This is a genomic window from Methylobacterium sp. HMF5984 (assembly GCF_045033435.1).
In the GTDB taxonomy this organism is placed as follows: Bacteria; Pseudomonadota; Alphaproteobacteria; order Rhizobiales; family Beijerinckiaceae; genus Methylobacterium.
The window spans coordinates 519,928-540,323 of record NZ_JBJFLN010000001.1; the positions used below are offsets into that span (position 1 = coordinate 519,928).

The 20,396-nt window shown below is 66.2% G+C and carries 14 protein-coding genes and 1 pseudogene; 5 read left to right on the top strand and 10 right to left on the bottom strand.

Going from position 1 to position 20,396, the window contains the following annotated elements; genetic code table 11:
- Positions 1–45: 45 nt before the first annotated feature.
- The 4 genes from ACFZ8E_RS02475 to ACFZ8E_RS02490 form a co-directional block, all read right to left on the bottom strand.
- Entirely contained in the window at positions 46–1,176 is a 1,131-nt protein-coding gene (locus tag ACFZ8E_RS02475; RefSeq protein WP_405041893.1) for a nickel/cobalt efflux transporter, read from the bottom strand.
- 15 nt (positions 1,177–1,191) lie between these two features.
- Positions 1,192–1,470 carry a metal/formaldehyde-sensitive transcriptional repressor gene (locus tag ACFZ8E_RS02480; protein ID WP_405044311.1) on the bottom strand — a complete coding sequence of 93 codons (279 nt, stop codon included), beginning with the start codon at positions 1,468–1,470 and terminating at the stop codon, positions 1,192–1,194.
- 461 nt (positions 1,471–1,931) lie between these two features.
- A complete protein-coding gene (locus tag ACFZ8E_RS02485; RefSeq protein WP_405041894.1) occupies positions 1,932–2,708 on the bottom strand; it encodes a GNAT family N-acetyltransferase in 777 nt (258 codons plus the stop codon).
- Positions 2,705–5,539, bottom strand: a complete 2,835-nt coding sequence (locus tag ACFZ8E_RS02490; RefSeq protein ID WP_405041895.1) for an amino acid adenylation domain-containing protein — start codon at positions 5,537–5,539, stop codon at positions 2,705–2,707. Before ACFZ8E_RS02490 ends, ACFZ8E_RS02485 begins: the two co-directional genes overlap by 4 nt.
- A 150-nt stretch (positions 5,540–5,689) precedes the next feature.
- Here ACFZ8E_RS02490 and ACFZ8E_RS02495 point away from each other — a divergent pair, with 150 nt between their 5' ends.
- The 3 genes from ACFZ8E_RS02495 to ACFZ8E_RS02505 all read left to right on the top strand — a co-directional run bounded on the left by ACFZ8E_RS02495 (position 5,690) and on the right by ACFZ8E_RS02505 (position 9,511).
- Positions 5,690–6,685 carry a GNAT family N-acetyltransferase gene (locus ACFZ8E_RS02495; protein ID WP_405041896.1) on the top strand — a complete coding sequence of 332 codons (996 nt, stop codon included), beginning with the start codon at positions 5,690–5,692 and terminating at the stop codon, positions 6,683–6,685.
- Between the two features lie 61 nt (positions 6,686–6,746).
- Positions 6,747–8,078, top strand: a complete 1,332-nt coding sequence (locus tag ACFZ8E_RS02500; protein ID WP_405041897.1) for a lysine N(6)-hydroxylase/L-ornithine N(5)-oxygenase family protein — start codon at positions 6,747–6,749, stop codon at positions 8,076–8,078.
- The gene (locus tag ACFZ8E_RS02505; protein ID WP_405041898.1) at positions 8,075–9,511 is read left to right on the top strand and encodes an MATE family efflux transporter; all 1,437 of its coding nucleotides are present in this window, start codon (positions 8,075–8,077) and stop codon (positions 9,509–9,511) included. Before ACFZ8E_RS02500 ends, ACFZ8E_RS02505 begins: the two co-directional genes overlap by 4 nt.
- A 24-nt stretch (positions 9,512–9,535) precedes the next feature.
- Here the strand turns inward: ACFZ8E_RS02505 and ACFZ8E_RS02510 are convergent.
- From ACFZ8E_RS02510 to ACFZ8E_RS02530, 5 genes and pseudogenes are all read right to left on the bottom strand, one after another.
- Positions 9,536–10,009, bottom strand: a pseudogene (locus ACFZ8E_RS02510) (sigma-70 family RNA polymerase sigma factor); the annotation flags it as partial.
- Positions 10,010–10,229: 220 nt separating this feature from the next.
- Positions 10,230–12,398, bottom strand: a complete 2,169-nt coding sequence (locus ACFZ8E_RS02515; protein ID WP_405041899.1) for a TonB-dependent siderophore receptor — start codon at positions 12,396–12,398, stop codon at positions 10,230–10,232.
- Between the two features lie 950 nt (positions 12,399–13,348).
- Positions 13,349–13,750 (bottom strand): RidA family protein, encoded by a 402-nt coding sequence (locus ACFZ8E_RS02520; RefSeq protein ID WP_405041900.1) that lies wholly within the window; start codon positions 13,748–13,750, stop codon positions 13,349–13,351.
- A 69-nt stretch (positions 13,751–13,819) separates the two neighbouring features.
- Positions 13,820–14,200, bottom strand: a complete 381-nt coding sequence (locus ACFZ8E_RS02525) for a DUF4267 domain-containing protein (protein WP_405044312.1) — start codon at positions 14,198–14,200, stop codon at positions 13,820–13,822.
- 43 nt (positions 14,201–14,243) lie between these two features.
- Positions 14,244–14,615 carry an antibiotic biosynthesis monooxygenase family protein gene (locus tag ACFZ8E_RS02530; RefSeq protein WP_405041901.1) on the bottom strand — a complete coding sequence of 124 codons (372 nt, stop codon included), beginning with the start codon at positions 14,613–14,615 and terminating at the stop codon, positions 14,244–14,246.
- An 87-nt stretch (positions 14,616–14,702) separates the two neighbouring features.
- Between ACFZ8E_RS02530 and ACFZ8E_RS02535 the strand changes: the two genes are divergently transcribed.
- Positions 14,703–15,179: a MarR family winged helix-turn-helix transcriptional regulator gene (locus tag ACFZ8E_RS02535; RefSeq protein ID WP_405041902.1), complete on the top strand. Its 477-nt coding sequence runs from the start codon at positions 14,703–14,705 to the stop codon at positions 15,177–15,179.
- Between the two features lie 300 nt (positions 15,180–15,479).
- Positions 15,480–15,962 carry a hypothetical protein gene (locus tag ACFZ8E_RS02540; protein WP_405041903.1) on the top strand — a complete coding sequence of 161 codons (483 nt, stop codon included), beginning with the start codon at positions 15,480–15,482 and terminating at the stop codon, positions 15,960–15,962.
- 151 nt (positions 15,963–16,113) lie between these two features.
- Here the strand turns inward: ACFZ8E_RS02540 and ACFZ8E_RS02545 are convergent, their stop codons facing one another.
- The gene (locus tag ACFZ8E_RS02545) at positions 16,114–20,283 is read right to left on the bottom strand and encodes a hypothetical protein (RefSeq protein ID WP_405041904.1); all 4,170 of its coding nucleotides are present in this window, start codon (positions 20,281–20,283) and stop codon (positions 16,114–16,116) included.
- Positions 20,284–20,396 lie beyond the last annotated feature (113 nt).

Below are 20,396 nucleotides of genomic sequence, written 5' to 3' on the forward strand. Positions count from 1 at the left end.
TCGTCGGTGAGCCTACTCCCGACGCGTAGGCCGCCATTCGCAAAATCAGGAGCGTTGTACAGTGGGTGCCTCGGTCGTATGTCCAGGCGGGCCGCGTTGGATACCCTGGTAGCCGAGCCAGCCGGTATAGAGGCCAACCAGCACGATCAGCGCCGCCGAGGCATAGGGTGCCTGCCGCGCGAAGCTGCTGAACCTGGACCAGCGGCTGGCGATGTGCTTGACGCTCAACGCCGCGATCACGCCAGCCGACACCATGGTGATCGCCAGCCCGATGCTGAAGCACACCACCAGCACGAACCCTAGGCTGAGCTGCTTTAGCTGGATGCAGAGCAGCAGCACCGTGATCGCCGCCGGACAGGGGATCAGACCGCCCGTCAGGCCGAACGCCACGATCTGTCCCGTCGTCACCTGCCTGCCCGCGAACCGCCGCCGGATATCGTCGGCATGGGCTCGTGCATGGGCATCGTTCTCTTCGCCCAAGTTCATGTGGTCGTGGTCGTGGTCGTGGTCGTGTTCCTCGAACGCCACTTCGTGGATTTCCGTGCCGGCCGACCCAATCAGGTCCAGCCTCGCCGTGAAGGCATGCGGCTCCGGGATCTCCTCCATGCTCTCCAGGAAGTCGCCCCCGTTCGTGAAGGAGTAGGTCTCACGGAAGCCATCCGGTCGAATGGTCTGAAGGCTGACGCGCTGCGGTGGGGGCAGCACGCCCTTGACCCGGCCCAGGCGCCAACGGGGTTGCACGCCGTCCTCGAACACCTCCAGCTTGAACACGCCGTCGCGGGCGGTCACGAGCTGCGCCTCATCGTGGTGGTGATGTTGATGCTCGGCGTGCTGCTCGCGCCACGTCCGCCAGAGCATCCAAAGCGCAATGCCGACGATGATGACGGCGGAAGCGAGCTGGAAGTACGGCTCGCTGGTCTCGCCGCCCCACTGCTGTCCGAGGTACTGTCCGCTCAGCGCGATCACCCACACCACCGCCGTGTGTGAGAGGGTCGCCGCAAGACCCAGCAGTACCGCCTGCGTGACCGTGCCTCGCACCGCGATGATGAACGCCGCCATCATCGTCTTCGAGTGACCGGGTTCGAGGCCGTGTAGGGCCCCCAGCAGGATCGCGGACGGGACGAATAGCCATGCGTGTGCGGTCCCCTGCTGGAGCAGGTCGGTCAACGGCATCATTGGGCAGACCCCTCGTTATTTGAGGTAGGTGCGAACCACCTCGATCAGCTCGGTCGCGCCCCGAGCGCGGTCGGGATCGGTCTCGGTGGCTGGGTTCACGACGTGATGGCGGATGTGATCCTCCATCAGCTCGGCGGTCAGGCCGTTGATGGCCCCACGCATCGAGGCGACCAGCATCAGCACGTCCGTGCAGCCGATCTCGGCCTGCAGGGCTCGCTCGACGGCTTCGGCCTGTCCTTTGATCCGTCGCACGCGCGCCAGCAGCTTGGTCTTGTCCTTGACGGTGTGAGACATCGATGGTCCTTCCGGATAGGTCATATAGGGGGGTACCCTATATGATGTCGAGTGTGGGTATCGCCTTGGAGGCGGAGGGTCCTCGTCGCGGGCGGCTGCGTCGTTCACACATGGCGCAACCCCGTCACCGGCGGGGACGAGATCCTAAGGGGCCCCCTCGGTTTCTTTGGTCGCTCGGTCTGCCGGTAGCCGCGGTCGCGTTCGATGCGCACATGCATGCGCCTCGGTCATTCGCTGAGCGGTTTCCATGAGACTCGTGCCAGCCGTCTGACGGGAGCATGCCGGCGGCCGACAATGTGGCTCTGTGAACGGTCGATGGGATCCCCTCGTGGTCACGGACCGATTTACGAGAGGGGCTGACCGGATGCACCGCCTACCAGCGCGAAGGCTTGACCGAGGTCGGCAGGCGCAGCCGCCTCGGGGAAGGGAAGCGGTTCTGTTGCTCGGTGCCCAGCGTCAAGTCACGGTCGGGTCGTGCAGAGCAGGAACGGCGCGTGCAGCGTCGCGAAGCCGAGGCGCTCGTAGAAGGCTTCTAGACTGCCAGCGGCGCATTGCAGGAAGACGGTGGCGGCTCCACGGCTGCGCGCCTGCTGCAGGGCGGCGGCGGTGATGCTGGCCCCGAGGCCGCGGCGCTGCCGGTCGGCGCGGGTGCTGACGTTGTAGAGACCCGCAAGGTCACCCCGGATCATCAGGCTGGCGCAGGCGGCCGGGCCGCTTTCATCCGACAGCACGAGGTGGAGCGGCACGACGTCCGGCCGGCCTCGCGCCACCCGGAAGGCCGGTAGGTAGTAGCGGCGCAGATGCGCCTTTACCGCCGGCACGTCCGAGAGCTGGGCGAACACGCTCTCGAAACCGGCCGGCGGCACGGGGCCTACCTGCACGGCGATCGACACGTCCTCGGAGGCCGCGGCGTAGGCGGTCTGCGCTGCCATCCAGCGGGCTTGATAGGTCACGGCGGGCTCGAACAGCGTGCGCAGGGCGACATACTCGTCCGCGTCCCGCGCCAGGAACGCAGGGTCCCGGCCTCGCCCAAGGGCCGCCGCACCGGCCCAGGCGAACTCTTTGGATGTGCGGATGCCGAAGGCGAAGTTGAGGGTCGGATCGGTGATGTTGCGCGACCAAGCATAGCAGGCGCCGTTCGGGCCGCGCTCGACCCCATCGATTAGGCTGCCGGTCAGTGCCGCGAGGTGGGCATCGCGCAGGGCCTCGAAAGAGGGACGGGCCGAATAGGGGATCACGCGGCACTCGCCTCATCGTTGAAGCTTCGGAGCGTCAGCAGATCGGCGACCCGCGCGTGCAACTCCGGCGACAACACAATGTCGAGATGGTCGGTCTCAGGGATCGTCTCCGTGGACAGCAGCCGCGTGGTCAGCCCGCTCCAATCGATCACCGGCAGGCCGCGGGCGAGCGAATCACTCGCTGTGAACGCGCGGATCGGGACCGCCGAGGGTGCGAGCGTGAGGTCGCGGAACTGGATTGCGTGGTCGACGAGGGTCCATAGCATGCGCTCGCGGCTGCCGACCTCGGGGCCGTCGGCGGGCAGGGGCTGCGGCTCGGCGGCCATGAAGCGCAGGAACTGCACCTCGGCCTCCGAGTCCATGCGGGCACGCAGGGTCTCCCAATGTGAGCGCATCAGAGAGCGATCCGACGACGCGGCGATCATCGCCTCGTGTATCGCCCGCTCATTGGGCTCGATCGGCCGACCGGCGCCGACTGCAAAATTTGGCTCCAGACCGCAGGCGTCAAGCATGCCGACGAAGGCCAGCGGGAAGTCGGGGCCGAGCAGCCGTGCCGTCTCGTAGGCGAGCACTCCGCCCCAGGACCAGCCGATGAAGACGCAAGAGCCTTTCCGACCGCGCATCAGCTTTCGCACCCGCTCGGCATAGGCTTCGGCGAGATCGGTCGGAGACGGCAGTGGCCGTACGTCCTCGACCAGTGACGCGCAGAGGAAGCCGTAGGCGGCATGACCGGCCCCGAGATGGGCGACAAGCGGCTCGTACTCGCGTGTGCTGACGAGGAGGCCGGGAAACAGCACGAGGAGCGCAGCGTCGGATTTCGGCTCACCGCTTGCGAGCCTTACCATCGGCGCAAGGCCGTCATCTGAGGCCCCAGCATCAGCTTCGATCCTGGCGGCCAGCTCGACGATCGTCGGATCGCGCAGGAGATCGGCGACGCCGATGCCGCCCTGGGGGGCGATCAGGCGCAGGCGCGCGACGAGGCGCAGAGCCGAGAGCGAATCGCCGCCGAGGGCGAAGAACGAGCGGTCGACTACGGGAACGTGATTGCCCAGCACCTCCGACCAGATCGCTGCCAGACGGCGCTCAAGGGCGGTGCCAGGTGGGCGCCCGCGACGGTCGTCGGCGGCCGGGTCGGGGAGCGCATTCCGGTCGAGCTTGCCGTTGATGGTCACCGGAAGCCCGGGCAGGATGGTGAGGCTCGCCGGGACCATGTAGCTGGGCAGCGTGCGGGCGAGGCCGGAACGCAGGCGGCCGGCCTCCGGGCGACGCCCGCGGGCAGGGACCGCATAGCCGGCAAGATACGCGCCGCCGGGGCCAGTGCGGTGCAGGACGACGGCTTCCGAAACGTCGGGCAGGGCACGGAGGGCCGCCTCGACCTCGCCGATCTCGACCCGGTACCCGCGGATCTTGACCTGATCATCCGCTCTGCCGGCAAAAGCCAGCGTCCCGTCAGGGCGCAGACGTACACGGTCGCCGGTGCGGTACATCCGGCCGCCCCCCGGGGTGAACGGGTCGGGTAGGAAGCGCTCTGCTGTGAGCGCCGGACGACGCCAGTAGCCCCGGGCGAGGCCGCCGCCAATGTAGAGCTCGCCGGTCTCGCCTTCGGGAATGGGCTCAAGATTGGGCCCGAGCACGTAGGTCGCACGCGCCCCGACCGCGCGGCCGATCGGCGCGTAGGCTTCGTCGAAGGCCGCCCCCGGCGCCACCGCCCAGATCAGCGGCGAGATCACGCATTCGGTCGGGCCGTAGCCGTTGATCAGCATCCGCGGCTTCAGGGCGCGGCCGAGGGTGTGGAAGGTCTCGCGGGGCATCGCCTCGCCGCCGAAGGAATAGACCTGGACGTTCGGGGCCTCGCCGAGGCGTTCGGCCCAGTCGGCAAGCTGCCCGACATAGCTCGTGGGGAAGCCCGCATGGGTCACCCGGTAGCGGCGGATACGGGCCAGCGTCTCGGCCGCGGTCCACAGTTCGGCCCCGCGCAGTACGATGCAGCCGCCGGCCGAAAGCGGCGTCATCCAGCGCTCGTGCGCGCCGTCGAAGGCGAAGGACAGGAAGTGCAGTTCGCGCGAAGCCTCGCCCATCGCATAGGCTTCCGCCGTGGTGCGGCAATGCATGGCCAGCGGCCCGTGCTCGACGAGTACGCCCTTCGGTCGCCCGGTCGAGCCCGAGGTGTAGATTAGGTAGGCGGGGTCGTCCGGCCCCGGCATCGCGGGCGGCGCGGCGCCTGGCGGGGCGGTGAGGTCGGCGAGATCGAGGCGCGCGACAGTCGCTTGTAGGTCAAGGCGGGCGGCGATGTCGGCAGTGGCGATGCACTGCGCGATGCCGGCATTCTCCAGCATCATTCGCACGCGGGCGGGCGGGTATTCGGGGTCGAGCGGCAGGAAGGCGGCGCCGGCGCGCAGGATCCCGAGCAGGGCGACGATCATCTCCGGAGAGCGGTCGAGGGCCACCGCGACGAGATCGCCCCGGCCGATGCCGCGGGCCGCGAGACCGTCCGCGACGTTGGCCGCCCGTGCGTCAAGGTCGCCGCGCGTCAGCGTGCGGTCCTCGAACAGTACCGCTGGGTGTCCGGGAGCCGCTGCGGCGAGGCGCGCGAGCCGGGCCGGTACGCTTTCGGCATCCGCGTCGGACGCAGGCAAGCCGGCCACGCGGGAAGGCGTATTGGCAGGATCGTCGAGCCACGCCCGCGCATCCGCGATCCCGCAGGGGCCGTGGATTGTGGTCCAGCCGGCCGGTAGGTCGCGGGCTGAGGGCCAGAAGGCGCCGTGCCCGGCGCGATCGACCACCACGACCAAATCGGCCGCGGTCCATTCCGTCCCGTTCGGTGCGTCCAACGCGCCCTCCCTTCCGTACCCCTGCCTCCTGTCTGACGGTCGGCCCCGCCCGCGGTTCACGAAAAAATCCTGCGGCGGCCTGAGAGAAATTCCTGAACCGCGGCCCGGCCCGTCCGTCATGGGGGTGTCGGCACCAGACGGAGGACGGGTTTGAGCGAGGTCGAGACAATGACGATTGGGGAGGTAGACCTCCGGGTGGAGGGCACGCGCGAGGCCCCGATCGTCTTCGCGTCGGGTGCGGCAGGCCCCGAGCTCGCGGCGGGCGCGCTGCTCGCCCGCGCCGAAGCTTTGACGGCCGAGGACCCGGCGGTGACGCACATCGGCGTTGAGACTGACGACCCGCGAATCGCAGCCCGCCTTCTCACGCTCGGTGCCGCGCGGCGGATCGGAGCCCAAGTCGAGATCCTGCCCGGCCTGCTCTGGCAATGCGCCGGGCGCTGGCTGCCCGAGGCGCGGCCGCCGTTCCCCGAACTGCACACGGTCACCGACGGCCGCCGCCATCCCCTGCGGCCCGAGACGCCGCGGGGTATCGTCTATGCACGCGCCATTCCCTGGCTCGGGCGCACCTTGAGCTTCCGCACCCTCACCGAGTCCGGCGATGCAGCCCTGTTCTCGAACTGGATGAACGACGCCCGTGTCGCCGAGGTCTGGGAGGAGCGCGGGACATTGGACGAACATAAAACCTATCTCGCGCGGCTCGACGCCGATCCGGCGAGTGTCGCGCTGTTCGGCTGCCTCGATGGCGTGCCGTTTGGTTATTTCGAGCTGTACTGGGCGCGCGAGGGCCGCCTCGGTCCGCTTTACGAATCCGGACTGTTCGACCGCGGCTGGCACGTGGCGATCGGCGATCCTGCGGTGCGGGGGCGCGCCCACCTCTCGGCGTGGCTACCCTCGCTGATGCACTACCTGTTCCTCGACGATCCGCGCACGCAGCGCATCGTCGGCGAGCCGCGGGCCGACCACGCCCAGCAGATCCGCAACCTGCACGGCTCCGGCTTCGGCACGATCGCCACGGTCGACTTCCCGCACAAGCGCGCGGCGCTGGTGGCGCTGTCGCGCGACCACTTCTTCCGCGACCGGCTCTGGATCCCCGGAGCGGCGGCGGCCGACGCAACCTCGCGCCCACCCGCCGTCCCCATCGCCTGAACCAGACCGTCCTCAACGGCCGCACGCGGCCGGCCCCGTCGCAACGCAGCCTGAGACCCCCATGACGGATCAACCCACCACGGACGACATCATCGGCATCGGCTTCGGGCCGGCCAATCTCTCCCTCGCCATCGCCCTGCAGGACGCGATGCGCGACGGCACGGTGCGACCGAGCCTACGCTTCCTCGAACGGCAGCAGAGCTTCGGCTGGCACCGGGCGATGATGCTGCCCGGCGCCGACATGCAGATCAGCTTCGTCAAGGATCTCGTGTCGCTGCGCGATCCTACGAGCCCGTTCAGCTTCATCAACTACCTGCACGTGAAGGGACGGCTCAACGCCTTCCTCAACCTGAAGACGTTCAACCCCTCGCGGATCGAGTACAACGACTACCTCGCCTGGGCAGCCGACCACTTTTCGGACATCGTCGCCTATGGAGAGACCGTTGAGGCGGTGGAGCCTGAGACCCGCGACGGCCGGCTCGCCGCCTTCGTGATCGCCGCGCGCGACGCCGACGGCACGATTCGACGGCGGCGCTGCCGCCACCTCGTGATGGCGGCCGGCGGCGACCCAGCGATCCCTTCGCCGTTCGCCTCCTTGCGCGAAGACCCGCGCCTGATTCACTCCTCATGGTACCTGCCGGGGATCGCCGCCGCGCTTGGGCCCCCGCGTCTCGACGGCGGGCAGCTGCGCATCCTCGTGGTCGGTGCCGGCCAGAGCGCCGTCGAAATCGCAACGGACGCCGGCGAGCGCTACCCGCGGGCGCTCGTCGACCTCGCGATCCGCGGGCCGGCCCTGAAACCCGCCGACGACAGCCCCTTCGTCAACGAGATCTTCGATCCGGCCGCCGTCGATCGGGTCCACGACGCGCCGGAAACGGTGCGGGCGGACCTGCTGGCCGCGCATCGCGCGACCAACTATGCGGTGGTCGATGCCGACCTGATCCAGTCCTTCTACGCTACGCTCTACGATCAGGAGGTTCGCGGCGAGACGCGCTACCGCCTGCGCCGCGGCACCCATGTAACCGCGCTCTCCAGCGATGCCGACGGCCTTCACGCTACACTCTACGACGAAGTCGCCGGCACCGAGGAGACGCAGAGCTATGCTGCGGTGATCTGCGCCACCGGCTACGAGCGCGCGGCGGTGCCGGCGGCCCTCGACCCTCTGCGACCCTTCATGAGTTCAGAGACCGTCGACCGGCACTATCGCCTACCGCTGGGACCGTGCGAACCGCGGGTGAGCCTGCACCTGCAGGGGGTGAGCGAGCCGAGCCATGGTCTCACAGAGACTCTGCTCTCGATCCTTCCCATTCGGGCCGAAGCGATCGCGCAAACGATTCTCGCCGACGAGCAGGCGGCGCGCGCCGCGATCCGGCCCGCCATGGGTGCACGATGACGAGAATCGGCCGCCGCCCAATCGACCTCGACGGCGACCGGGTCGTCGCCCTGGTGCTGCGCCTGTCGGGGCCGGCGATCCTCGGTATCTCGGCTCACTCTCTGCAGATGCTAGTCAATGCGTGGTTCGTCGCCGATCTCGGGGCTTCGGCCATCGCCACCATCGCCATCGCCTATCCGGTAACGTTGCTGGTCGCCGCGCTGGGCTACGGCGCTGGTATCGCCGCCGCCTCGCTGATCTCACGGGCGCTCGGCCTCGGCGATCGCGGCCTCGTCGACGAGGCCGCCTCTCTCGGCTTTTGGCTCAGTCTGCCCGCAGGCTTCATGCTGAGCGCGGTGATCCTGGCCGACACCCCTGCCTGGCTCGGGCTGCTCGGCGCCGATCCGACACTGGCCGCGGCGGCCGCCCCCTACACCGCGCTAGCGACGGTCGGCACCGCGCTGATGCTGGTGATGATCGTCGGCGGCTTCGTGGTGCGGGCGCAGGGCCATGCCGCCTTGAGCGGCGCGGTGATGGTCGGAAGCTTTGGCCTCAACATCGTGCTCGACTGGCTGTTCATCCGGGTGGTGGGGCTCGGCACCGCGGGAGCGGGCTGGGCGGCGGTCGGCTCGCAGGCCGCGGGTGCCCTGGTCTATCTCGTCCACTTCGCTGCCGCGCGCGGGCCCGACCGGGTGCGATTCCGGATGCCATGGGGCGGCAGGATCAGGTCGGACCTCCTTGGGCAGACCCTATGGCTGTCTCTGCCGGTCACGGGCTCGAGCCTGCTCGCCGCCTTTGCCATGGCTCTGTTCGTCGAGGCCGCCGCCCCCTACGGCGACGCAGTTGTAGCCGCGCAGGGGCTTGCCCTGCGCCTCGCCATGGTCGCGGCCCTGCCGCTACTCGGCATGATGGCTGGCGCTCAGGCGGTGTTCGGCCATGCCAGCGGCGCGGGCCGGCACGACCGGCTTCACCGCGCGCTCGGCTTCGTCGTGGCCGCCTCGCTCGTCTACGGTGTGGTCGTTGGCGCAGCGATGCTCGCATTCGCCGGGCCGCTCGCAAGCCTGTTCGCGCATGATCCGGCCACCGCCCTCGAAGGCGCGCGAGCGCTCGCCGCCTTCGCAGTGGCCTTCGTGCCGATCGGGCTACAGCTGGTTGCGGCGACCCTGTTCCAGGCGATCGGCGCGCCGCGGCGGGCGGCCGCGGTGTCGCTCGCGGCGCAAGGGCTCGCCCTGATCCCGCCGCTGCTGATCCTGCCGCGATTCCTCGGCTACGACGGCGTGCTCGCAAGCCGGGTCGCGGCCGAGTTCGTCGCCGACGCGCTGGGGCTCGCTCTGCTGATGGCGTGGCTGCGCGCCGGCGCGGGTACCGGCCGGACATCCGGCACAGCGGCGGTCGAGCGCCGCGAGGCAGTGCAGGTGGCCGCGGCGCACGAGCCCGCACACCAGCGCGCGTGAGACCCCGAGCCGGGCAGCGACGATGGTCTGCGGTACGCCCTCGAACCGGTGCAGCCTGAAGGCGGTGCGCGCGGGCTCTGGCAGCTCGGCCACCGCCGCCTCCACCTGCCGCAGCGACTCGCGCGAGACAGTCACGTTCTCGGGCGTCGCCGCCTCCAATGACAGGCCAGCCTCCGTGAGGTCTAGGGGCATGAAGGTGCGGCGCTCGAAGCGTTCGCGGCGTGCACGGTCGATGGCGAGGTTGCGTACCATGCGACCGACATAGGCGCTCTCGGAGCCGGCGCTGATCGAAGGCGGATCCGCGGCGAGCCGGAGCATCACGTCCTGCACCACGTCCTCGGCCTGCGCGGCGCAGCCCAAGATCCGCCGGGCGCCGGCGAGATAGCGCTCGCGATTGCGCTCCACCGCCGCGAAGCTCCACGGCCTCTCGGCGTTCGCACAAACCGATCGTGCAAACGAGACCGTGCCCGCTTTCGAAACCAGTCCTCGGCTCATCATCGTCGCACCCGCATCGTGCCTCGGCAAGACTCGGCTAGCATAGGCGTTAGGTCACAAACAGTAAAAATCCAATTCTTTATCTTAAATAGTTACAATCTAGCGTATTATGGATATGAAGACGCTGATACGTCGAAATTTGTTGCTCGATCGTGTCTACGGAGGGATCGAAGCATGCGCTCCCCCCACTGGTGTGGCAGGTCGTCGGATCGAGAGGCGCACGCTACCAGCGGTAGATCAGGCTTCCGATGACGGTAGTTGGCTGGTTGCGATTACAAAATCCGAACGAGCAGGTCTGGAAGTTGCGATCAAAAATGTTGTAGCCGTTCACCTGTACACGGAACCCATTGTATCGCGGGTCGAGGGCGGCGAAGTCGTAGGCGACCAGTGCGTCGTAGAGCGTCACGGCGGTGTTGCGTACCGTGTTGAGATCGTCCGCGTAGCTCGAATCGATGTAGCGGATGCCGCCGCCAAGCTGGAGGCCGCGCAGAAGTGAGGATGGCGGGAAGGCGTAGGTCAGGAACGAGGCATATGTGTCGCCGGGGATGCCGGAGACTCGGTTGCCGTTGATCGAGTCCCCGGTCGAGGCGATCGCATTCACGAACCGGAGGTCGACATGCGTGTAGGCGACAGTCAGGTTCGTGCCCGGCGCGAGGTTGGCGGTGGCCTCGGCCTCGAAGCCACGGGAGCGCACCGAGCCGCCCGCGGTCTGGAACAGGATGTTCGTCGCGTCGGGGATCAGGATGCTGGATTGGTTGATCTCGAAGCCGGCGAACGCCGTCTGGATGCTGGTACCGGGGATCAGGTACTTCACGCCGGCTTCGATCTGATCGCCAGTGGCCGGCTTGAACGCTTGGCCGTTCCGGTCGAGGCCGACCTGCGGCGTAAAGGTTGTGGCGTAGCTGGCATACGGCACGAGGCCCGGCGCGAGCACGTAGCCGAGGCCGACGCGGCCGGTGAAAGCGTTGTTGTCCTGTCGCGAGACCGCGGTGTCGGGCGAGGATCGGGTGTCCTGGAAGACCTGATCGTACCGTCCGTTCACGGTGAGGATGAAATTGCCGAACTTCGCCTGATCCTGCAGGTAGATGCCGACTTGGTCCTGGGTTTGGCGCGCCGCCGCTCCGAGGGCTGGCGTGGCGATGAACTGCTGCCCATAGTTGCGCGTGACGAGGTTCAGGTCCGGTACTGCGACGTTGTCGTCGTAAAAGGAACCGAAGCGGGTGGTCAGGCTGTAGCGGGCGTAATCGACGCCGCCAACTACCGTGTGGGCGACCGGGCCTGTAACGAAGTGCGCCTCGATCTGATTGTCTAGGGTCTGTTGGACGAGTCCGGCGCGGAGATATCCGTTGTCGCGTGCAGCGATGGTACGCTCGGCGTTGATGGACGTGATATCCACGTACTTTGCGTTCAAGTTCAGGCCGTAGTTACGAAAATTCTGGCGGAAGATCAGGTCAGGCGTGAATTTATGCTCGAAGGCGTAGCCGACCCGGTACTGAGTTTGGTCGAGGCCCGCGAAGCGCGGATCGCCCATGTAGAAGTTCGTCGCACGGAACCCGGGGTCGTTGTAGAAGAACGTCGTCGCCGGCGTGTTGGTAATCTGGAACTCGCTCAGGAAGGTGAAAGTGGTGTCGGCCGAGGGCTTCCAGGTGAAGGCCGGGGCGATGTTGAACTGGTCGTCGTTTGTGCCAAGACCGATAAACGAGCCGGCTTCGCGGCGTACGCCTGTCAGGCGGTAAGCCATCGTTCCGTCGGACCCAGCGAGTGGGCCGCCGACATCGAAGTTGCCCTGGAAGCGGTCGAAGCTGCCGGCCTGAAACTGCACCTCGCCGAACGGCACGAAGACGGGGCGCTTGCTCGTGATGTCGAGGATGCCGCCGGGTGAGCCGAGTCCGTAAAGGCCCGATGCTGGCCCACGGAGGATCGTCAGCGCCTCGGCACCGTAGGGCTCGCTCTTCGGGTAGGCGAAGCCGCTGCCGATCACGCGCAGGCCGTCGCGATAGATGCCCTGGTTCGTGAGTACGTCAAAGCCGCGGATGAAGATCTGGTCGAATCGCGAGTCGAAGCCTGAGCGGGCGGAGATGGCACCTGGAACGTAGTTGATGGCGTCGCTGAAGGTCTGGACGTTGCGATCGTTGAGCTGCTCGCGGGTGACGACGGAGACCGATTGCGGAACCTCGATCAGCGGGGTGTTGGTTTTGGTCGCGGCCGTAGCGACCCGGGCGGTGTAGCCGGTGATACCGGATGGTCCGCCGCCGCCGCCGCTCGTCGCCGCGGTGCCACCGTCGCCAGCGCTGAGATTCAGCCCGCCGGAGCCGGATGACGAGGTCACGTTGCCCGGTACCACCGCCTCGACTGAGAGCTGGTCAAGCTGAACGGCAGCGTCCTGCGCCATCGCATTCCCAACCAGAGCGGTTGTGGTCATGAGTACGGTGAGAAAGGCAGAACAGTGAGGCATGGCGCACGCTGACTCGCGCCTGGATCGGCGCAACGCCGAACTCATCTCGGTTCAAGAATAATGTGGCAAGTCAGAAACGTGATGTAAATCACACACTTAGAGCGCTTCAAATCTGAAGCTATTCTAAGATTGAGCTTGCCTGACTGGACTGGCTTTTGCGACTCATGCCGCTAAGCGGTTCGATCCACTTGCCGAGGTCTGCGCAATTGGCTTGGCGCTTCATCACAATGTTCCGCTTCTCACCGTGGTAGCTGTCCCGCACCGGGATGAATCCAAGCTTTGCATAGAATGGCTCGGCCGTGACAGATGAAGGCACTGCCAGCACAGCGCCCCCCTTCTCCACGGCAGCTCTCTCGATCCGAGCTATCAGGACCCTGGAAAATACCATAGCCCTGGAATATAAGATCGACGAAGACCGTCCGCACCACCCTATCATACAAGCTTGCCTTGCCGACGATGGTGGTTTGATCGGGAGCAACAAACACGAGCCGACGCGACAGCAGCTCGGACACTGCCACAGGGAAGAAGATTTACTCCACGCGGGCAATCACTGCTTCGGAGTAGTCCTTGGCATTGGTGTCACGTAGCGCCGCGATAATAACCCGACTGATGCCATCCGCATCGCCGAAGCTCGCAGGACGAATGACGCAATCCATTCTGAGACCTCCACACCGCCCGACGGGCTGAACCTCCCGATATGATAACATGACCGCTTTCAGGTGATCCCGGCAGTCCGACGGATGCCCGAGTTGGGGTTGGAAGCGGGATGGCTGCTCGGGGTGGAACTGAGACGGTCCGCTTATGGGCGACCAAGGTGCCGGAGCGGACATCGCGCCCTTCCACCACGTGTCGCGGCCTGCCGACAGTGGCGGTGCATCGTAGAGGTCTCACGCCGGAGGCATGGGGATACGCGCGATGACCTTAATCTCGAAGTCGAAGCCGGCCAGCCATGTCACGCCGACAGCCGTCCAATTCGGGTAGGGGGGCGCTCCGATCTCAGCATCGCGCACCGCCATAATCGTCGCAAACTGCGCTTCCGGGTCGGTGTGGAAGGTGGTGACGTCCACCACGTCGTCGAAGGTGCATCCCGCCGCCGCGAGGACGGTGCGCAGGTTAGCGAACGCACGCCGGACTTGGGCCTCGAACGTCGGCTCGGGCGAGCCATCCTCACGGCTACCGACCTGGCCGGAGACGAAGAGCAGATCCCCCGAGCGGATGGCGGCGGAGTAGCGGTGCGCGTCGTAGAGCGCATGACGGGCGGCGGGCGACACGGCTTCGCGCTTCGACATGGTCGGATCTCCTTGGGTACTGCAGCACGAGGCACGAAGATCGCGCCGTTCGGATGGGCGGCAAGCGTGTCACCCCGCGCCCAGGATTAGGGGGACGGCGCCGGCGATCATCAGCGCAGCCGTGACCCCGTGGATGCCGAGTGCCCTGCCGGCCGAGCCTCGGGCCGCGAGGACGAGCGACATGTCGCCAGCCGGGATCAGAGCTTCCACCAGGAGGACGATCCCAACCATGCGCGGCCCGTCCCACGCCATTACGGCCAGCACCACGAGCCCGGAGACAACGTCGCGCACGCCCTTAAGGCGTAGCCACCACGCGACGTTTGCCCCCGCCTCGGGCAGCGGTAGACCAAAGCTTTGTGTCGCCCCCCGCGGATTGGCGAGGTACATGAAGCCGATGGCGATGATGCCGATCGCGGCCAGCAGCGCGACACCCATCGAGAACCAGTACATCAGCATCTCCCATCTTGGCGAGGCAGCAGGGTACCTTGGCAGTTCATGCCGTACAGATGCCGGGAACCTCCACCTTGCGGAATAGGTGCGGGCTCGCTGTCACGTTGTCTGGATAGGCTCCGAGCTGCGCTCTGAACTCGGGGTTTGCGAAGGCTTCCCGGAAGTGCGCCACGGATTGCCAGATCGCATAGTTCAAGAACGTGCCGCTGCCGGCTGTACCTCGATGAAGCTGGGTCGAGATGAAGCCCGGCTGACGCTTCATGACCTCGGCATCGCGGCTCCAAGCCTTCAGCAGCGTGTCGGCATCCCCGGGTGGGACGACGAGCGTATTGATCAGCACCACCGGACCGTTCGTGTCGTCACGTAATTGGTCTGCGAGCGTGATGGTCGCGTCCATTTCCACAAACCTAGGCATGTCGAGTTCCTTGTCACAACGAAGCCAAAATGGCATCGTGATGTCAAAGCTCGCAGATCGACATTATGGTGTCAACAAGGTTCACGTATGCCTCGTAGAACGCCCTCGGCCGAAACGCTGACGGATCTCATCCTCACGCTCTTCCGCGTGAACAACGCTACACTCGTCTGGGGCGACCGGTTGGTTCGACCCTTCGGCCTGACGAGCGCCCGCTGGCAGGTCATGGGGGCCATCGCCTACGCCGACCGACCGCAGCCGGTGGCATGGCTCGCCCGCGACCTTGGGGCGAACCGGCAGAACGTCCAGCGCATCGTCAACGAGCTTGCGCGGGAAGGCCTGCTCCAGTTCCAAGACAATCCGCACCACAAGCGGGCGCAACTGGTCGTGCTGACCGAGGCGGGCAAGCGTGCCTACGACAACGCGATCCGATCCTGGGACCCGGCCGCTGACGAATTGGCGACGGGTCTATCCTCAGACGAACTGGGTACCACCCTTCGCGTGCTGAGCGTATTGCGCACCCGACTGACGGCAAACAACGCGGGCGAGGGCGAAGCCGATATATGACGCACGCCGAGCGTCTGCTTTCCGGAACGAGGCGAAGCACCCGCGATGTCGAGGTTGGGTCGGGACCCGCCGGTCCGCTCTACGACCGAATTGGGTGGATTTTTGCCGGTCTGCTTTCGAGACGTGTAAAGATATTTAAGTAATTAAAGGTGATATTTTTGATGATTTTCGATCATGGTATCAGGCATTTGGACAGATGTGGGATAGGAATAATTTTATAGATTGATTTGGGATGGCTTTCAAATTTTGAATTTAGGATCATTCCCGTGGCGGCTAGGACCACTGTGGATAGGAACGATCATGAGTAACGCGGCTACTGCGCAAATTCTGCCTTCTTCTCTACAGGGCGTCCCCGGCCTCAAAATGCGATCAGTCAACATCGCTCTGGCGTTGGCGACGCTGGCGCTTCCGGTGGCGGTCGCGAGTAGCTTCGGTATTACCACCAGCGTGGGTTTGAGCAACGTACTCGTTGCGGGGTCTTTCGCTTACCTGCTGCCCGCCGCCTTCGCGGCTACACTCATCGTTCCTGCCGTAGATGCCGCCCGCCCGTGGACACGGGTTGTCGACATCGCCGCCGCTGCGCTCGCCTGTGGGTTCCTGGCCTTCGTTGCATATGCAATCATTAGCGCCATCGGCCAAATTAACGACGCACAGCGCGCATTCGGATCAATGATAGGCGGTTATCCCCGTCAGTCGTTCGCGAGCATCTTTCCTGGTATCGGTGCAATTCCCATCGCAATCCTCGCACTCATGTCTTCATGGAAGGCTTGGCGCGGGCGCTGATGGGGGCACTTTGTTAGTGGGAGAGACGCGATAGGAGAGCAGTTTATCGCCGTTTTATTACGCAGTGAGCGGCTCAGTACTGTGAAAACTAAACCGTTGAATGGCAGCAGGCCACGTGCGTCGCGCAGGGCCTGCTTCCACAATGCAAGCTTTACTGAACGATCCACCGGCTGGTGAAATGCTCGTTCTGTTTGTACCGAGCTAGCTTGGGTCCAACGTCATCGCAGACCTCACCGAAGGGATCGCGTGTGACGCTGAACTCGGCGTCGTTTACATATCCAGTGACGTAGCAGACGTCCTGATATTCCCCCTTGATGCGGTTGCGCATCCTGACCCGCGTGGTGACCAGCGCCGTCTCCAGGGGGCGGTTCTTGTAGAGTGAGGTGCCGTAGTCGAGGATGCGGGTCTCGATCGACATGAACTCCCAGCGATCGTCGCGCTGGGCCGCGTAATGCCGGGCCAGCCTCGGGTACCGTTCGAAGAAGCCGGCCGGCTGCTCGCCGGTGGCAAAGCTCCGGGCCTCGTCACCGAAGGTCTGCTCGAAGAAGCGGGCACGTTCGTCATATTGCTTACGGAGGTCTCGTTCCTGCACGTCACGCCGGGCGCTTTCCGCTTTTTCCTTTTCCCGATCGAGCTTCTTCCGCTCCTCCAACTCGCGTTGGCGCGCGAAGATCTGCTCGGCGCTACGCGTCTTGTCCTGCTCGATTCCGGCCCTGGTCTGGGCCACCTCGGCCGGCTCGATCCAGAGCGGCAGAAAGCGATAGTTGAGACTATCCCGGGTCATGGCCTCGGTCAGCGTGGCGAGATCCACCGTCGAAGCGTAGACGGCACCGCACTCGCCGCGCTTCACCGCAATGAACGCACCGTCGGCTGAGGTTGGCGTAATGACGGGTGTGCTCGGCAGCTCATCGCCGATGCGATCTGCCAGCCGGCTGAGGATGGCCGCGTGTGCCTCCGCGGCGTCCGTCGTGACCTGGCACAGGGCACTCGACGTGTTCGGTCCGACAACGAGACCAAAGCCGTTCCCGGTGCGACCACGGACGCGCGCCTCAACCTCATTGGCCTTGGCGGCCTCGGCTTGCTTGGCATTTGCAAGCGCGGCCGCGTCGATGACCTCGAGCCGCGCAAACAGGTTCCCGTTCACGGCCTCGACCAGGGTGATCATCCGGTCGACCGGCTCGCGCAGAAGGCGTTCGCGCTCGGCAAAGATCAGATCTTGCTTCGCGAGGTCGTTTGCGCCGCAGGTCGCGAGTGGCAAGGCGAGCTTAGCTCCGAGTGCTGCGCTCCGGTCGCGGATCTGTCGGTTCAGGAACACGTCCGACAGCGGTGCATGGAACAGGCAAGCGGCAGCGCGCCCGTCCTCAAAAACGAGTTCGCCGCGCAGGTTGCGCACCACCGACGGGGCCTTGCCGCTGTCGTTATACAACACGATGAGGTCGCCGCGGCCGCCTTCGATCAGGAAGCGGCTCTTGGCGGTGACCGCTCGTGCGAGCCGTGCCGCCTCGTCGATGCGAGCACGTTTCCCAGCGTAAGCTTCGGTGAGCTCCTTCAGGCGGGCATCAGGCGTTTCGGCCGTGATCCCGGCGACCTCGGCAACGAAGCCACCCAGGAAGGTCTGAAGGTCCTGTGGGATGCCGCCTTTCAGGGTGGTCTCCGCTTCACTCTGATCCCGCTTCAGGCGCTCGACGAGCGCGCTGCGGCTGCGCTCGGCCTGGTCGCGCTCGCGCCGACGCTCGTCCTCTTCGCGCTCGCGGCGCTTGGTGGCGTCTTGATTGGTTAGCGCGGCCTGGGCCTTGGCGACCGTGTCCGGTGCGATCCAGATCGGCAGGTAGCGGAAGGTCAGGCCGTCCCGTGCCAGCCCTTTGACGAGAAGAGCCAAATCTTTGGCGGTGCCAAGGACGGCTCCACATTGCCCCCGCTTGATCGATAGGAAGGCCCCGTCGGCCGTGGCCGACACCATGGTCGTCGCCCCGCGGAGCTCGGCCTTCAGCAAGCCCTCGAAGGGCTGCAGAACCTGATCGTGAAGTGCTTTATCGCCGGCCGCGATCCGACAGATCGTGCGTGAGCCGTTGCTGAAGGCGAGCACGGTGAGGCCGTCCGAAGTCCCGCGGGCGACCTCGGTCTCGGCTTCAGCGGCGCGGATCCCTTCGGCTTGCCGCTCGGCCTCGATGTCAGATTTCAGGACCGTTCCGGCAAGGCCGTAGACGCCCGTGTCGACGGCTGAGGCGATGGTGCCGAACAGGCTGGCATTGGCACGCAAGCCGCCGCGCTCGAAGGCGATGAGGTCAGCGCTCTGCTGTTGCGCGCTCGAGCAGGGAGCCAGCGTCTCCTTTACCGGAGCCCCGAGGCTGCGCGCCTTTGCGGTTAGCTGCTCCAGGGCAATGCGGTCGGCCGGCGCTTCGGGGAGGGCGCAGGCCACCGTGCGTTCGGGATCGAAGACGAGGTTGCCGTCGAGACCGCGCACCACCGCGACCGCCCGCGGCGAGCTGTTGTAGAGCAGCACGATGTCGCCGGCCTCGCCTTCGACAAGGAACCGATTTTTGTCGGTGACGGCACGCTGGACCGCCTCGGCCTCGCGGACCCTTGGTTCGATCTGCGAAAATCGCTGCTGAATGGTCTCGGCAAGCCGCGGTACGTCCTGCGGGGAGGCCCCCTGGGCCTGCTGGAGCAACACAGCCAATTCCGGGCGAAGGTCGTCCGGTACGGGTCCGGTCAGGAGCGTCTCGACGCGTTTGCGTTGCTCATCGAGGTTGCGCTGCGCCTGCTGGCGTGTCGCGCGATCCCGCTCGTCGACACCAAGATCCGAGAGATAGCTTTCGTACCGCCGCGCGACCGCGTCGATACGCATGGGCAGGCTCGGATCCGTTACGATGGCGACACTTGGAGCGGAGGACGACCCACGACCGAGCCGGCTGGCGATCGCATTGCTGAGAAAGCCATCGCCGGTAAGGCCCTCGGCGTCGGCGAACGCTGTGATGCCTCGGCGCGTGATGCTGCCGTAGACGCCGTCGGCGGTGGCGTCCGCAGGCAGATGACCGGCGTTGAGCAGGGCCTCCTGCAACCGCACGTGCTCCTCGATCGGTCGATCGAGTTCCTGTCTCGCAGACGTCGGACCCTCACGGTTCACCCGCGCCGCCCAAGTGTCCTTCTGGCGCTTATACGAGGCCGCAATGCAGGGGACGGCTTTAGCGCGGAGCGCTGCCGTCACCTTGCCCGTCTCAGGAACACGGCAGGCGTCGATCGTCCGTTTGATGAGATCGTTTGAATCGGCCTTGAGCTCAGCGCCGGCGTCGGGCTTGAGGTGGCGAAGCGCATAGAACGTCCGCGCCATCTCGAGATCGATGCGTCGCAGCCCAGCATCCTCGCAGATCAGGATAGGAAGCGGCGTGTTTGCGCGCTCGCAGTCGAAAGAGGGACCGAGATCGCGCGGTCCGGAGGCTGGCTTCACCGGTTGGATCACGCGCGGCGGCTCGGCCACAGCGAGGGCCTCGCGGCGCAACTCGCCCAGGCGCTTGCGCAGGGCCTCGGGCGTCTCGGTCTTCGTGCGGGCCTCGGCCTGGGCGCGCAAGCCGCTCATCCGATCGAGGGAAGCTACACGTACGGCCTCGGCCTGGGACAGCGCGCTGAGGTTGCTGATCTCGCGGCCGATCGCATCCGTGTCTGGCGCTGAAGGCCCGGTCCGGGCATTGATCTGTTGATCGATCCGGCCCTGGATCCGGGCAACCTCGGCCCGGACGACAGGGGAGGCGTCGCGCTGATAGTTCGCGAGCGATCCCTTGAGCACCTGAAGCTGCTCGGAGCGTCCCTGGGCCTCGGCGCGCGCCTGGCGCATCTCACGGGCTTCGCTGGTTTCTACGTCGGCGACGAAGATCCGCGTGCCTGAGAAATGTAGGTCGATCGCCTCGCGCGGCTCGACGGCGTGGATGTGATTGTCGCTATCGCGATAGGCGAAGGACTGATTGCATGTGGTCGCGACCGACCAATTATTTTCGTCCGGGGCCGTGCAGCTGAAGCCGCGACGCAGGTTCGGTTCGGTGAAGCGTCGGCATTCGGTGAACAGGCCGCCAAGCCGGCCGTCGTCCGGACCGATGCCGCGTTGGATCAGTCCGGCGATGTCGGAATTTCGCCGCGCCAGCGCTCGGTCCAGGCAAGATCGGTCCGTGGCGGGCAGGCGGGACCACGCTTCGCGTGCCGCCTGACCCTGGGCTGCGCCGAGCAGGCCCCCAAAGATGTCGAGCGGCGTCACCTGCGCGGAGGCGGAGCCGATGGTCGTGGCCAACACAACGACATGCCAGAAACCGCGCGTACCGAGCCAGGCCATACCGTCCCCCGTTTGACGGGGATGTTCGCCGGTTGCGTCGTCTCATTCAAGGTTGCAGACGCCACAGTCAAAGCGATAGTGCAGGCGGCGGACGTGGCCGGGAAAGCTTTATG

What these genes read in the sequence shown, in the direction of transcription:
- ACFZ8E_RS02475 (WP_405041893.1), bottom strand. Translation starts at nt 1,176, where the DNA reads ATGATGCCGTTGACCGACCTGCTCCAGCAGGGGACCGCACACGCATGG.
- ACFZ8E_RS02480 (WP_405044311.1), bottom strand. Translation starts at nt 1,470, where the DNA reads ATGTCTCACACCGTCAAGGACAAGACCAAGCTGCTGGCGCGCGTGCGA.
- ACFZ8E_RS02500 (WP_405041897.1), top strand. Translation starts at nt 6,747, where the DNA reads ATGACGGATCAACCCACCACGGACGACATCATCGGCATCGGCTTCGGG.
- ACFZ8E_RS02505 (WP_405041898.1), top strand. Translation starts at nt 8,075, where the DNA reads ATGACGAGAATCGGCCGCCGCCCAATCGACCTCGACGGCGACCGGGTC.
- ACFZ8E_RS02515 (WP_405041899.1), bottom strand. Translation starts at nt 12,398, where the DNA reads ATGGCGCAGGACGCTGCCGTTCAGCTTGACCAGCTCTCAGTCGAGGCG.
- ACFZ8E_RS02520 (WP_405041900.1), bottom strand. Translation starts at nt 13,750, where the DNA reads ATGTCGAAGCGCGAAGCCGTGTCGCCCGCCGCCCGTCATGCGCTCTAC.
- ACFZ8E_RS02525 (WP_405044312.1), bottom strand. Translation starts at nt 14,200, where the DNA reads ATGTACTGGTTCTCGATGGGTGTCGCGCTGCTGGCCGCGATCGGCATC.
- ACFZ8E_RS02530 (WP_405041901.1), bottom strand. Translation starts at nt 14,615, where the DNA reads ATGCCTAGGTTTGTGGAAATGGACGCGACCATCACGCTCGCAGACCAA.
- ACFZ8E_RS02535 (WP_405041902.1), top strand. Translation starts at nt 14,703, where the DNA reads ATGCCTCGTAGAACGCCCTCGGCCGAAACGCTGACGGATCTCATCCTC.
- ACFZ8E_RS02540 (WP_405041903.1), top strand. Translation starts at nt 15,480, where the DNA reads ATGAGTAACGCGGCTACTGCGCAAATTCTGCCTTCTTCTCTACAGGGC.
- ACFZ8E_RS02545 (WP_405041904.1), bottom strand. Translation starts at nt 20,283, where the DNA reads ATGGCCTGGCTCGGTACGCGCGGTTTCTGGCATGTCGTTGTGTTGGCC.